Origin of the sequence: Pseudomonas sp. IT-P74, assembly GCF_949768175.1 — a bacterium.
GTDB lineage: Bacteria > Pseudomonadota > Gammaproteobacteria > Pseudomonadales > Pseudomonadaceae > Aquipseudomonas.
Genome location: NZ_CATKQD010000003.1, coordinates 218810 through 232105, shown reverse-complemented (window position 1 = coordinate 232105; position 13296 = coordinate 218810). Strand labels below are relative to the sequence as shown.

At 57.9% G+C, this 13296-nt stretch carries 11 protein-coding genes and 1 pseudogene; 4 read left to right on the top strand and 8 right to left on the bottom strand.

All coding sequences use genetic code 11. The features are described 5' to 3' along the window. Positions 1–108: 108 nt before the first annotated feature. The 7 genes and pseudogenes from ltrA to ACM6J5_RS03640 all read right to left on the bottom strand — a co-directional run bounded on the left by ltrA (position 109) and on the right by ACM6J5_RS03640 (position 7735). A pseudogene (gene ltrA, locus ACM6J5_RS03670) lies at positions 109–1565 on the bottom strand (group II intron reverse transcriptase/maturase). A 548-nt stretch (positions 1566–2113) separates the two neighbouring features. Beyond that, positions 2114–2971 carry a hypothetical protein gene (locus ACM6J5_RS03665; protein ID WP_414927846.1) on the bottom strand — a complete coding sequence of 286 codons (858 nt, stop codon included), beginning with the start codon at positions 2969–2971 and terminating at the stop codon, positions 2114–2116. Positions 2972–3159: 188 nt separating this feature from the next. Further along, complete coding sequence (locus ACM6J5_RS03660) at positions 3160–3543, bottom strand: nuclear transport factor 2 family protein (RefSeq protein WP_414927845.1); 384 nt, start codon at positions 3541–3543, stop codon at positions 3160–3162. Between the two features lie 69 nt (positions 3544–3612). Beyond that, complete coding sequence (locus ACM6J5_RS03655; protein WP_414927849.1) at positions 3613–4848, bottom strand: MFS transporter; 1236 nt, start codon at positions 4846–4848, stop codon at positions 3613–3615. 113 nt (positions 4849–4961) lie between these two features. Next, a complete protein-coding gene (locus ACM6J5_RS03650) occupies positions 4962–5585 on the bottom strand; it encodes a malonic semialdehyde reductase (RefSeq protein WP_414927844.1) in 624 nt (207 codons plus the stop codon). 23 nt (positions 5586–5608) lie between these two features. Then, a complete protein-coding gene (locus ACM6J5_RS03645) occupies positions 5609–6604 on the bottom strand; it encodes a 2,4,5-trihydroxytoluene oxygenase (RefSeq protein WP_414927843.1) in 996 nt (331 codons plus the stop codon). Positions 6605–6868: 264 nt separating this feature from the next. Next, entirely contained in the window at positions 6869–7735 is an 867-nt protein-coding gene (locus tag ACM6J5_RS03640) for a fumarylacetoacetate hydrolase family protein (RefSeq protein WP_414927842.1), read from the bottom strand. Between the two features lie 236 nt (positions 7736–7971). Between ACM6J5_RS03640 and ACM6J5_RS03635 the strand changes: the two genes are divergently transcribed. Next, positions 7972–8592: a TetR/AcrR family transcriptional regulator gene (locus tag ACM6J5_RS03635; RefSeq protein WP_414927841.1), complete on the top strand. Its 621-nt coding sequence runs from the start codon at positions 7972–7974 to the stop codon at positions 8590–8592. Between the two features lie 35 nt (positions 8593–8627). Here ACM6J5_RS03635 and ACM6J5_RS03630 read toward each other — a convergent pair whose 3' ends face one another. Then, positions 8628–9362 carry a GntR family transcriptional regulator gene (locus tag ACM6J5_RS03630; RefSeq protein ID WP_414927840.1) on the bottom strand — a complete coding sequence of 245 codons (735 nt, stop codon included), beginning with the start codon at positions 9360–9362 and terminating at the stop codon, positions 8628–8630. 184 nt (positions 9363–9546) lie between these two features. Between ACM6J5_RS03630 and ACM6J5_RS03625 the strand changes: the two genes are divergently transcribed. The 3 genes from ACM6J5_RS03625 (at position 9547) to ACM6J5_RS03615 (ending at position 13211) form a co-directional block, all read left to right on the top strand. Then, positions 9547–10380 (top strand): fumarylacetoacetate hydrolase family protein, encoded by an 834-nt coding sequence (locus tag ACM6J5_RS03625; RefSeq protein ID WP_414927839.1) that lies wholly within the window; start codon positions 9547–9549, stop codon positions 10378–10380. A gap of 85 nt (positions 10381–10465) precedes the next feature. Beyond that, entirely contained in the window at positions 10466–11404 is a 939-nt protein-coding gene (locus ACM6J5_RS03620) for a VOC family protein (RefSeq protein WP_414927838.1), read from the top strand. Between the two features lie 40 nt (positions 11405–11444). Then, on the top strand, positions 11445–13211 hold the full coding sequence (locus tag ACM6J5_RS03615; RefSeq protein WP_414927837.1) for an FAD-dependent monooxygenase: 1767 nt from the start codon (positions 11445–11447) through the stop codon (positions 13209–13211). Positions 13212–13296 lie beyond the last annotated feature (85 nt).

Here is a 13296-nt window from a genome sequence, read left to right as displayed (position 1 = left end):
AGAGCGCCATGCTGGCTTTAGCCCAAAACGGAAACGGTGAGGATTCCACCGAAAGCCAACCGTTTTGTAGGGGTAAAAACGTTATAAAATCGGTATAGGGGACGGCCTTCATAGGCCGTTCCCCTGCCACACCACCCGGCATGCGGGTCCGCACCGGGCGGTTCGAGAGATTGAGGTCAGGAGAGACGCGGTAAACCCGTTCTGTCGAACCACGCTATATCGAGCACTCGGTTGAGTTCAAGAGCGCTATTGCGCCACCAGCAGCGAGAGCTTCCCGCTACTTTGCGAGCAGTAGCCTCACTTGCACCCAACCTGCGTAGCTCTCGATAGATTGTTGAACTACGCCGCCATTGCTTGAGCTGGATTGCTCGTAGTCGGTGTCGTATCCATTCATCTAACTCTCGCCAGATTCTGGGAGTTTGCGACAAGCCGAAATACCCCTTCCAGCCAAGCATGTAGGGCCTTAATCGGTCGACAACTTGTTGCAAGCTGCGGCCACCTGAGCACCGGGTAAACCAGCGGATGCACTGTTTGAAGCGCTGACGCGCTTTGACCGCTACTGTCCTTTTGACGCCTTGTGGAGAAGCCCAGAACGCGTAGCCCAGAAATTTGCGACCAAATACACTCGCCACCGCACTCTTGCTCTCGTTGACGCTCAAGTGCAGCTTTTCATACAGACGCTTGAGCAAGGCCATCACTCGCTGCCCGGCCTTCTTGCTGCGAACATACACGTTCGCATCGTCGGCATAGCGCACGAAGCAATGACCTCGATGTTCAAGCTCCCGATCCACTTCGTCCAGCAGCACATTTGCCAGCAGCGGCGACAGTGGGCCGCCTTGCGGCGTCCCTTCTTGCCGTCGGCTAGCGATACCTCCCGACATGATCCCGGCCTCGAGGTAACGGCGGATCAGCCTGAGCACTCGTTTGTCGTCGACTTGACGCTCTATATGGGCCATCAAAACGTCGTGATTAACTCGATCAAAGAACTTTTCAAGATCAAGTTCCACGCACCAGCGGTGTCCCGCCGCCACATGGCCGCGAGCGGTTTCGATGGCTTGATGAGCGCTTCTGCCCGGACGGAAGCCGTAGCTGTAGTCCGAAAACAGAGGATCGAAGATCGGCGTGAGCTGTTGCAGCAAAGCCTGCTGAATCAGGCGGTCCACGACGCAGGGAATGCCCAGCTGCCTTGTACCGCCTTTGGGTTTGGGGATGTTGACGGCGCGCACACCTTGCGGGTGATACTCGCCAGCCAGCAGCCGAGTCTTGAGGATCGGCCAATACTGTTTAACGTAGCCTGCCAATTCGTCGACCGTCATGCCATCGGCACCCGGCGCACCCTTGTTGCTGACCACGCGGTGATACGCACGCTTGAGGTTGGTCGGTGCAAGCACCCGCTCCATCAGCGTGTCCGGCTCCGCGTTCGCCCACGTCACAGACGCCGCTGTTACCTGTGCGCTGTCAGCCGTCATCCTCGGATTCTGTCCGGGACTCGGAGTGACAGTCTTCTCTGGGAGAAATTTCTGCATTTCGGTATTCAACGAGACTCTGACGCCTACTGACGGCATAACCTGTTCGGCCCTTGGTGACGGAGTTACTCGTCACTTACTACGGCTTCGGCTGACTTCTGCACGTTCATCCCGTCGCCTCTCGACGCTCGGTAGCACAGTGGCAAACGTGCAGATCTCCCAGGGTAATTCGCGCGACCTTCCTGCTTATGCCTGTCGGATTTACGTCACAGCGTTCCGTGCAAGTATTGGGCTTTGACGATTTGGGCCGTCTTACCCCGCTGCGCCGCCTCTATCCGCTTCCTGTTCGTCAGGCCAGCATTTTGCCTCGGGCTTCCTTCAGATTCGCGGTCGCCCGCGACACCCTTGCCTCTGGCTAACACTTCCCCTTGCCGGGTGTGTAGAGGACTTTCACCTCCAAGTCACCAGCGTGGCCACCACAGCCAAGCTGGTTGCGCTTGCGCGCAACGCGCTATACCTGGCGCACCCAAAAAAAGGCGCCACCAGGGCGCCTAAAACCGCTTCCAACCAAGGGAGCAAAAAGGAAGCAGTTACTGCCTGGTCAGCGAACGCGTTGAACAGGGGTCGCCAGCACTAGGCGGGTCGGTTCAAAAGTGCCACTCAAGATGCACTGTGGGTGCGTAGGTGTCGGTACCCGGTTTGTTGATAGATCCATATTTGTGTTTCCAGTACTCGTAGCCCGGCCCGATCAGCAGTTTGTTCTTGCTGCCGAAGGTCATTTGCCCCACATCGACCATCAACGAAGCACGAACCAGGCTTTCCTCGCCGGTATCCTGTTTAAAGTAATCCTTGCCCTTCTGCGTCTTGTAGCTGGCGAACCCCTGGAACTTGAGCGGCACGCTGCCCATCTGAAATGGGAAACCCCACACCATGTGCAGCACGTAATACGGATCAAACTGAATGTTCTCGGTCTGGCAAGCGTTCAACCCACAATGGTTCCATTCAATGGCGTAAAGCAGGCTGATATCCAGGTATCCGGGCACATCGAACTTGAGTGTCGGACCCACCACCAGCATGCGCTTACGGGTCGCGAATTCGGTGTTCTTGTAGTTGAGTTCGACCCCACTGCTCAGCGCCACTTCCTTGACCGGACCGAAAGCCATTGAACGGTCAAAGACCTTGCTCAGAAACAGTTGATGGCGATAGACCAGGTAGGCTTCCGTCGCACCAGAGTTACTGTCCTTCTTCGGGTCATTACTGTCGGACTTCAGGACATCCAGATTGAAGAAGTTGGAACCTGTGTCATTGCCGCTGACATGACCCAGCTGGTAGATCTCCTTCTGGACCTTACCCCGCACGCTGGGTTCGGTGAAGTCGGTACCATAGCGAAACCCGACAAAGGTATCGCTCCATTCCTTGGCGTTTACGCTAGTCGTGGCCAGGCTCATTACGCCAGCAGCCAGAAGTGCCTTGAAATACGTTTTTTGTAGTTGTTGTACGTACATGGTCAAGATTCCAATGAGTTCGGCCGTGGGTCGGCCGCATCAACAGTGCTTCCAGCGCTATGGATTTCAGGCATGAGCGTGCCGTGCCCGATTAGCGATAACGACCGGGATCAAACGATCAAATGCATTGTTAGTGACTAAAAACTGTCGGGCGCAGACCGTGAAACAGTTGCGCATTCAAACCAACTTCAAGCTTTGGAATATCGAGTGGACTGCCAGGCCATCATCTGCCAACCAGCGCCGCCCTCTCTCCAGAGACTGATATAGCGCGAGTTCAATAGCATGGGCTCACCCCGAATAATCACATCCATGTCGATCAACCCGGTAATGACGGCGCAGGTTCCTACCATACGAATGCGCTCTTGCTGGCTTTCGAAACTTCGATAGTGCCAGATCCCTGCGCGCATTCCCTGAAGATAGCCACTCTTGCTATCGCTCTTACCATCGGAGTGGCTATAAGTAAGATCGTCGGTATAGATGCCTTCCAGAAAGTCCATGTCCAAATCGATCATCGCCTGACGACGGCGTACTTCAAGTGCTTCAATGTGTTGTTTTATGTGTTGCTCTAACATGCTTGAAACTCCGTGCTTGGCAGTTGATCGCGTACGCGAATAGCGGAATGACCGAATGAGTAATCTCGTCTACAAATGGCTGGTTCCCAATGGCGCACTTTGCGCAGGATTTACCTGGGGGATTTCCGCGTGGGGCATGAAGAACATGGTGATCGCTGCCAAGGCAAAGAAGCCTGCGCAAACCAGCAACCCCAATGCCAGGCTGTAACTGGTGGCAATACCACTCAACAGTAACGGGGCAAACGCCGCCAGGCCGCGGCCGAAGTTGAAGCAGAAGCCGGCACCCATAGTGCGTACCCGGGTGGGGTAAAGGGCGCTGAAGTACGACGCGAACAGACTGGCAAAAGCATAGAAGAAGGCATAGACCGGCCCCAGCCAGAACAGGATGGCGTTCTGTGTGGTCAGGGCATAAATCGACAGCATGACAGCACTGCCCAGCAGCGAAAGCAACGTAGCGTTTCTTTTGCCGATGTGGTCGGCAATGAAGCCGAACGCGTTAATCCCGATGAACGCGCCGATGTTCAGGATCGCCATGAAATTGGCCATCATGCCCATGTTCAGACCACGCTCTTGCACCAGGTAGGTCGGCAACCAAGTGCTCGCGCCCCAGAAGCCGATGACTGCGCAACTGGCTGCCAGGGTACCCAACAGGGTCAGCCGCAGCAGTTCAAGGGAAAAGATTTCGCTGACCGAGACGCGCCTATGCAGCTTGGGGCTGGCAAGGCTTTTGGCCTTCTGTTCCTGCCATTCCCGGGATTCTGGAACAAAGAAAAAGAGGTAGGCCACAGGAATCAGCGTCGAGATTCCCGCCACCATAAACAACATCTGCCAGTCCGGCAGGTAGCTTGCCGCGGCCATTGCCGCGATGGCAGCCCCGATCGGGAAGGAACTCAGCACAAAACCAGTCGCTCTTGCACGCTGATGCGCAGGCCAGGTCTCCGTCACATAGGCCGAGACAATTCCCCAGACACCACCCAGCCCTAACCCGGAAAGGAAGCGAAGCAGCAGGAGCAAGGCCCAGCTGTGGGTAGTTGCAACCAGGGTGGTCAGTACACCAAACACAATCAGCGATATGAGCAGCGCCTTGCGCCGTCCAAAGTTATCGGAATACCAGCCGGTGGTGATGCTGCTAAAACCGATACCCAGCAGTGTCGCCGAAGCGAGCATGCCGGCCTCGTTGAAGCTCAGGCCGAGATCCTGACGGATCACCGGCAGCGCGATGGTCAGCAGGATGATTTCCATGGCATCGAACAGATACGCCAGGAAGCCGCCGACAAGCACATGCCATTTCGAAATGGATTTCATCGTGGTTTTCCTTATTTTTGTTGTTGTGCCAGTCCGATGGATCGGGCGCGATGTGTCGCAGCGCGCAATCAGTCGGGCTGGAGGATTTACTGGTTTTACGGATGCGTAGTCAGCTACAGGAGCAGGCAAGCTTCCTCAAATTCGAGGCGTGGGCTGCGTGCAAACAACTTGCCGGTATCGCCATAACCGAGGTTGCAGAGGAAGTTTGATTTGATCTGCATGCCGGCAAAGGCAGGCGGCCGGTCGGTGTCAGGGGCAAAAAACGCTTGATCCACACATTGATGATCAAACCCGGACATGGGTCCGCAGTCGAGCCCCAGCGCACGCGCCGCAAGGATGAAGTAGCCACCTTGCATCGAACTGTTGCGCAGCGCCGTTGACTCGATCAACTCCGGCTGCCCGGCGAACCAATCGCGCACGCCGCGGTTGTGTGGAAACAGCTTGGGCAATTGCTCGTGGAATAGCGTGTCGTATCCAATGATGGCCGTCACCGGTGCACTTAACGTCTTTTCGACGTTGCCGGCGCTCAGCGCCGGAAGCAGGCGCTGTTTAGCCTCGGCGCTGCGCACAAACACGATACGTGCCGGACAACCATTAGCGCTGGTCGGTCCCCAACGCATCAAGTCGTACAGGTTTTTGAGAGTGTCATCGCTCACTGTTTTATCGAGCCAGCCGTTCTGGCTGCGGGCCTGGCGAAACAGCAGGTCGAGCCCCTGCTCGGTCATTGCTTTGTTCATGGCATCGGTCCTTTTGAGAAAGATCAATTGCGCCGCTGGCGGGACGCCGCAGACCGAGCTCCGGTCTGTTGCGTTTCACACTTGCCGCCAAGGAAATACTCCACCGACATCGGTGGCCCCCACTGATAGAGGCTATCGTCACAGGCTTGGGTGAAGCCTTCCGGTGAGTCCTGGTTGAACAAGTCGCCGTCCGTGAAATGCTCGATGAGGTTGCCGGACGGGTCGCTCCAGTAATCGAAGATCTGGCTGCCCAGCACATGCCGGCCCACCCCCCAAAATGGCGACCAGCCTTGCTGGGTCATCCAGGCATGTCCCAGGCACTGCGCATCGAAGTCTTGAACCTCGTAGGAAACGTGATGGACAAAGTCTTTTTCCGCCTGGAACAGTGCAATGGTGTGATGGTCGGTCCATGCACTCCCACGGTTCAATCGCAGGAAGGCGGCAGCCGGGCAGTCCCGATTGGGTTCTTCAACCACCAGATCGGAGGGCAGCATGCCCAGCACCTGCTTGTACCAGTCCAGATGCGCGACCATGTCCTGTACGCCGATTGCCGCGTGCCCGAGACGCAGCACCTGCGCGGCACCTTTATCGGGGCGTTGCACATCGCCGAAGCGCTGTTTCTCTTGCGCCGAATTGAGGGTCAACGCCGCGCGCAGGGTTAACGACCCCACCGGTTCAATGCCGTAGACCAACTCGATCCGGCGGCCGGACGGATCATGCAGCGCGACATATTGCCCCCCCCCTGGCCCTTCCAATGCGTGAATGGTTGACGCACCTGGCAGTTGTGTTGCCTGGTGCAGGTCGTCGAGACTCTCGACAGCGAACGCGATGGCGCCAAAGCTGCTGTGTTCGGACTTCTCGGCGATATACACATAGGGCAGCGAACAGGCCCCACGCAGGTACAGCCGTTGTTCGGTTCGATGCATGACGACCAGGCCGAAATCGGTCAGGAAGCGTTCGATCACCGCGAGATCGGGGTGACGGTAGACGACGTGGTTGATGTCTTTTATCTGCAACACAATAGTTCCTCCTCGGCCGCTTTCAGAGTGCTGTCTCTAAAAAGGGCCATCAGCAAAGGTGAAGGCTGCCTGGCCAAGTATTTGCGAGCTCACCATTCAATTAAACCGAGTAACAGACCGGTCGATTTGAAGGCAGCCGAGTCCGAGAACTGCAAAGCAATTCGCAAGAAAGTTGGCCACTATGAATAGCAGTCTCGGCGGTCTCCCCCAGGTGCAGTCGGGGCAGTTACTCCGCAATCTCGAAAGTAAGGCAGATGCTTGGCTTCAGGCCGGTGAATGCTCGTCGGCGATCAAATTGCTTAGCATGCCGAGCCTTTCGATTTCTACGGTGCACAGATCACCAGGCTTCATGAACAGCGGCGGACGACGCGCCCAGCCGATCCCCGCAGGCGTGCCGGTGACGATGACATCACCGGGCTCCAGGGTGACCGCTTCACTGAGGATGGCAATCAGGTCGACGACACTGAAAACCATGTCGGCGGTATTGCCCTGCTGCACGATCACACCATTGAGGCGAGTTACCAACCTCAGGCCGCTGGCACCTGGCGGCAATTCGTCGGCACTGACGAATGTCGGGCCAAATGCGCCCGTGGCATCGAAGTTCTTGCCGATCGTCCATTGCGGCGATTTGAACTGGTAATCGCGGATTGAAGCTTCATTGAAAATCGCGTAACCGGCGACATGTTCCAGCGCACGATCCTTGGCGATGTGCCGGCCACCGGTACCAATGACGACCGCCAGTTCACCTTCGAAATCCAGTTGTTCGGAGACACGGGGACGAACGATGGGTTCGCCATGGCCAATCAGACTTGAGGTGAAACGAGGAAAAAAGGTTGGGTAGGACGGCTGCTCGTACGGGCTTTCCTTGGTGTGATCGGCATAGTTCAAGCCGACACAGACAATCTTGCTCGGACGCTCCAGAGGTGGCAGGTAACGTATTGTCGACGGATCAAGCAAACGCGCATCACTCAAGCGCTCGTGGGCGGTTTTCAATGCGCCCTTGCCTGCCTGGAGCAGCTCGTGGAGCGAGCCCGGGTAGCCGGCATCATTTTCATTCAAACCGCGCAGAACCCCATCTTGCTCAATACCCAGGCCTTTGGAAGTGCCTTCCACGAATTGTACAAAACGCATGATCTGTACCTCTATTGTTCTTATTTGCTGGCGTGATGGTACGGTACGTTACCGTACCCTTACGACGAAAGGTGCACCCAAACGAAAAGCTGGTCAAGAGTGGTGAACATCTTTTTTTGTAAATTTTTTGGCTGATTTAAACGGTCGAAGCACACCTGCCCGGCTGGAAGGCACACCTGGAGCGGCGTACGCTATGGCGAACTTCGCAGCGTACTTTTCAGGAATACCCGAGCCACATGGAAACCCCTACCCCCAAACAGGCAGCAAAGCGGCAAAGCATTCTCAAAGTAGCGACTGACATGTTCCTGACGGATGGGTACTCCGGGGTCAGCGTCGATGGGCTTATTGCGAAAACCGGTGGCTCAAAGCGTACGATCTACAGCTACTTTGGCGGCAAGGAGGGACTGTTTTCGGCGATTATCGAGCAGCTCTGTGCAGAGAATGTCAGCCCCCTCACCCACATGGATCTCAAGCAACAACCCTTGCAAGATGCCCTGTCGACCATTGCGAAGATCTTCCTTGATGTGGTGCTTTCACCTCGCACCATCGCCCTGCACCGCCTGATTGTTGCCGAAGCGCTGCGTGCTCCGGAGGCAGCGCAGTCGTTCTTTGACGCAGCACCAGCAACGGCTTACAACTGCCTGGCCGAGTACTTCAACTGGGCCGAAGAGGCCGGGCTGATCACCCCGGGCAACGCCCATACCCGCGCAAAGATTTTCCTCGATGCGCTGACAGGCGACCTGCAACTGCGTTGTCTCCTCGGGCTTGGCAAGTGCCCATCGAAATCGGAAAGGGCGCACCTGATCACAGAGACCATTTCCATTTTCACCAACGGGTTGTTGCCGAAGGGGCGCTAGGCCGTGCGATTGCCTGGCGCCGGATCCTTGTCCTGTCAGACTTTCCGAGTTTTCGCCGAACCTGTACTGCCCTGAAGCAACTCATGACTCAGTACACGCTGAGTAGTTTCTTCATAGTGCGCAGAGAGGATCTCACAGGCAGCCTTGACGTCTTTACTCAGAGCAGCGTCAAGCAAGCTCTTGTGCTCGCCCCTTACGTCGCGTGACTCACTGTCGTCGTAATGCATGGAGAGCAGACGATAACGCGCCGTCTGGTCGCGCAGCGTTGCGGCAAAACGCAACAGCCAAGATGAGCCGCAGCTGGACAATAGTGCTTTGTGAAAGGCGTCGTGGGCGATTTCCCACTCGGGTTTGAGAAGGCGCTCTGGGCCCTCGATAACCGGCAAACGATCAAGGCGATGGTGCGCCGCGAGCACCCTGCTCTCCCACTCTACATCGCCCTGACTGATCGATAATGCGAGCGCCCTGCACTCGATATGCAGACGCGTGTCCGTGATGTCACGGATCTCCTGCGCGGAAATGCGCCCAACGCTGAAACCCTTCTGATCCTCCGCGTCAACAAATCCCGTCGCCGCCAATCGCGATAGCGCCTCGCGCAACGGAATTACGCCGGCTTCGTAGAAGTCCGCGAGTTCCTTGAGCCGCAATCGGCTACCGGGTACCAGCCGGCCATTGATGATGTCCAGGCGAACACGCACCTCCAGCTGCGACGCCATGGTGCGCTTTTCAAGGGGCTCGCTTCTATCGGGCCATTGTTCGGGTTGATTCATGGGAAAACATCATCCTGCGACGGGTCATGGCCAAATCATACACAGGGGCAGGATTAATAGAAAATACCCTTAAAATATATTTTTTGTTGACGTTATATTTTTATGGCGTTAGCTTTTTGTCCTACAAACCGCCGTGTCCTGGTGGTCGCTCCAACCCAAACAACCACAACAAGAGGTTCACCCCATGCGATACGTTTACTTCAACCATCAGGGCCGCGCCGTACTGGGCGTACGCACCGCCGATGGCGTCAAAGTGCTGGGCGAAGAGACGCTGGAGTCCCTGCTTGAGCGTGGCGTGAATTTGGCCACCTACGGTGCGAACGCCCCGGGGCCTGTTGTTGAAATCGGTGAACAGGACTACCTGCCGCTGATGCGTAAACCGGGGAAGATCATTTGCGTCGGCCTCAACTACGCGGATCACACCAAGGAATCTCCCTATGCCCAGCCGGACTATCCGACGCTCTTCCCGCGTTTCAACAGCAGCCTGACCGCCCACAACAAACCGCTAATTCGTCCAAAAATATCCGACACCCTGGACTACGAAGGCGAAATGGCCGTGGTCTTGAAGAGCGGCGGTCGCCACATCCCGAAAGACCAAGCCCTGGAGCACGTCGCCGGCTACGCGCTGTTCAATGAAGGTTCGGTACGTGATTACCAGTTCAAATCGCCGCAATGGACCGTGGGCAAGAACTTTGACGATACCGGTGCATTCGGCCCGGATCTGGTCACCGCCGACGAACTCCCTGCCGGTGGCAAGGGCCTGTTGCTGGAGACCCGGGTCAACGGCAAAGTCGTTCAATCCGCCAATACCAATGACATGCTTTTTGACGTCGCGACCGTCATCTCCACCCTCAGCGAAGCGGTCACCCTGCAAGCGGGCGACGTCATCGTCAGCGGCACCCCGGCCGGTGTCGGTTTCGGCATGAACCCCAAGGTCTACCTCAAACCGGGTGACATGGTTGAGGTGTCGATCGAAGGTATCGGCAAGCTGGTCAACCCGGTCGTTGACGAAGCGTAGAGGCAGAACAGCCCATGCCGACCCGGCATGGCTCGACAACAAGAAAGCGGCCCGATGCAGGCCGCGACAGTTGGAGGAATACGTAATGACCTTGTCCGACAAGGCATTGGACGGTTCGCCCCGCCCGTTGGGAGTCCACTCGCTGGACCACTACGCCCTGGATGTACCCTGCCTGGACACTGCCCGGGATTTCTACACCTGCTTTGGCCTGGATGCGCGCGAAGAGAACGGAGCGTTGGTGCTACGTACTTTCGGTGATCCGCACCCGTGGGCCTACCTTCACAACGGCCCCGGCAAAAAGCTTCGGCATATCGCTTTTGGTGCCTACGCCGAGGATCTGCCCGCATTGCGAGCACAAGTCGAGGCCGAGGGGAGCGAAGTGTCACCACTCGCCGACCAAGGCTTCCGCTTCGTCGCCCCGGATGGCACGCAGGTCGAGGTGCGGCTTGCCGCCAAGGTCACGCCCGATTGCAAGCCCGCCGTCAGTTTCGAAAGTGCCAGCGGTGGTGAGCGTGGGTCACCTTATCGCCGTCACGCACCGCCAGTTCGGCCGCGGCGCTTGTCGCACATCATGCTGTTCACCCCGGACCTGGCGCGCATCATCGGGTTTTACCAACGCGCGCTGGGTATTCGCCTGTCGGATCGCTCGGAACACGTTGTCGCCTTCATGCACACCGTGCACGGCGCTGACCATCACACCGTTGCCTTCGTGCAGTCGCAAGCCACTGGCTTCCACCATTGCAGTTGGGATGTCGCGTCAATCAACGAAGTCGGCCTCGGTGCCATGCGCATGGCTGACCAAGGCTGGAAGCAAGGGTGGGGGTTCGGCAGGCACGTGCTGGGTTCCAACTACTTCTATTACGTGCGCGACCCATGGGGCAGCTACAGCGAGTACTCCTGCGATATCGACTTCGTCCCGGCGGGTGTCAAGTGGGAAGCCGGCAACCACCCACCAGAGGATTCGCTGTACCTCTGGGGGCCGGATGTGCCCGACGAGTTCATCGTCAACTACGAAGCGCTATGAATCGGCCCGTTACACAAGAACAAGATTGCGGAGCAAAGAAATGAATCAGCAACACTCCACCGAAATCCTCGAAGTTCCTGTATTGATCATTGGCGGAGGGCCGGCCGGCCTTGCCGCCTCGCTACTGCTGTCGCGCTATGGCATCAAAAGCCTGTTGATCAACAAGTACCGCTGGACGGCCAACAGCCCACGGGCACACATCACCAATCAGCGCACCGTCGAAGTGTTCCGCGATGCCGGTGTTGAAGCCCAGGTCGTTGCCGCCGCCTCGCCACACGAACTGATGGCCAATAACGTGTGGGCCACCAGTTTTGCCGGGCAGGAACTGGGCCGTCTGCTGACCTGGGGCAATGCCATTGAGCGCAAGTCCGACTATGAGACGGCCAGCCCTTCGGCGATGTGCAATATCCCTCAGCACATACTAGAACCCATCATTGCCAACGAAGCGCTACGAGCCGGTAGCGAGATGCGCTTCAACAGCGAACTGCTCGACTTCACCCAGGATGCCGACGGTGTCACCGCACGCATTCTCGATCGCACCGTGGGCCACGAGTATCAGGTTCGCGCCCAGTACATGATCGGCGCCGACGGCGCGCGCAGCCGAGTGATGGAGCTGCTCGGAATCCCGCTGGAAGGCGAAACGGGCCTGGGTTGCGCCGTAAACGTCTGGCTGCGCGCCGACCTGCGTCGCTACTGTGAGAGCCGTCCCGGCGTTCTTTACTGGATGGTCCAGCCGGGTAACGACTATTGGGTGGGCAGCGGCACCTTCATCTGTGTAAAACCATGGACTGAATGGGTGATGCTCTACATGTACGACCCCGCTCAGGGCGAGCCGGACCTGAGTGAGGCCGCCGTCATCGAACGCGCGCGCCGGGTCATCGGCGACGCCGACATCCCTGTCGAAGTTCTCTCCACCAGCAAGTGGCAGATCAACCATGTGGTCGCCAACCGCTACGCCCAAGGGCGGGTGTTCTGTGCGGGCGACGCGGTTCACCGCCACCCGCCAGCCAACGGTCTGGGTACGAACACCTCGGTGCAAGACGTCTACAACCTGGCCTGGAAACTCGCCATGGTGCTCAAGGGGCAGGCCGGTCCCGGCTTGCTGGACAGCTACAACGCGGAACGCCAACCAGTCGGCCGGCAGGTCGTGGACCGAGCGATGGCCAGCGTGCGCAACATGCTGCCGATTGCCAATGCCTTGGGCTTCAAGCCAGGACAAAGTGAAGAAGAAGGCTGGGCCAGCCTGGGCGAGTTGTATGCCGAAAGCGAACTCGGTCGTGAGCGCCGCGCCGAACTGAACCAGGCCATTGCCCTGCAAAACTACCAGTTCAACTGCCATGGAGTGGAACTGGGCCAGCGCTATCGGAGCTCGGCGGTCATCGACGATGGCAGCGAACAACCGGCCTATACCCGCGACCGCGAGCTGTATTACCACCCCACCACCTGGCCCGGCGCGCGCCTGCCCCATGCCTGGCTTAACGATACGCAAGGGCGTCAGGTGTCGACACTGGATATCTGCGGCAAGGGTCACCTGACCCTGCTCACCGGCCATGGGGGCACGGTCTGGTGCCAGGCCGTCGAGTCGGCGGCCCGTGAGCTGGGCATCGAGGTGCAAGTTCGGCGCATCGGTATCGGCCTGGACTATGCCGACAGCTATGGCGACTGGGCCCGCCTGCGCGAGATCGAAGAGGACGGTTGCCTGTTGGTACGCCCTGACAATCACGTCGGTTGGCGTGCACAGAACGGCAAGCACGCCAACGGGGCGGTTCTGCTCGATGTACTCAAGAACCTTCTCGACCGCCGCTAAACCGCTACACCACCTGAACGCATGAGTTTTCGCGCGGGCTGGCAACGGCCCGCCACGGGCATCGCTCGCCCGTGAAAAGACACGT

Bases quoted from the DNA above. Each gene is read 5' to 3' on its own strand.
- ACM6J5_RS03665 (WP_414927846.1), bottom strand. From the start codon at position 2,971: ATGTACGTACAACAACTACAAAAAACGTATTTCAAGGCACTTCTGGCT.
- ACM6J5_RS03660 (WP_414927845.1), bottom strand. From the start codon at position 3,543: ATGTTAGAGCAACACATAAAACAACACATTGAAGCACTTGAAGTACGC.
- ACM6J5_RS03655 (WP_414927849.1), bottom strand. From the start codon at position 4,848: ATGAAATCCATTTCGAAATGGCATGTGCTTGTCGGCGGCTTCCTGGCG.
- ACM6J5_RS03650 (WP_414927844.1), bottom strand. From the start codon at position 5,585: ATGAACAAAGCAATGACCGAGCAGGGGCTCGACCTGCTGTTTCGCCAG.
- ACM6J5_RS03640 (WP_414927842.1), bottom strand. From the start codon at position 7,735: ATGCGTTTTGTACAATTCGTGGAAGGCACTTCCAAAGGCCTGGGTATT.
- ACM6J5_RS03635 (WP_414927841.1), top strand. From the start codon at position 7,972: ATGGAAACCCCTACCCCCAAACAGGCAGCAAAGCGGCAAAGCATTCTC.
- ACM6J5_RS03630 (WP_414927840.1), bottom strand. From the start codon at position 9,362: ATGAATCAACCCGAACAATGGCCCGATAGAAGCGAGCCCCTTGAAAAG.
- ACM6J5_RS03625 (WP_414927839.1), top strand. From the start codon at position 9,547: ATGCGATACGTTTACTTCAACCATCAGGGCCGCGCCGTACTGGGCGTA.
- ACM6J5_RS03620 (WP_414927838.1), top strand. From the start codon at position 10,466: ATGACCTTGTCCGACAAGGCATTGGACGGTTCGCCCCGCCCGTTGGGA.
- ACM6J5_RS03615 (WP_414927837.1), top strand. From the start codon at position 11,445: ATGAATCAGCAACACTCCACCGAAATCCTCGAAGTTCCTGTATTGATC.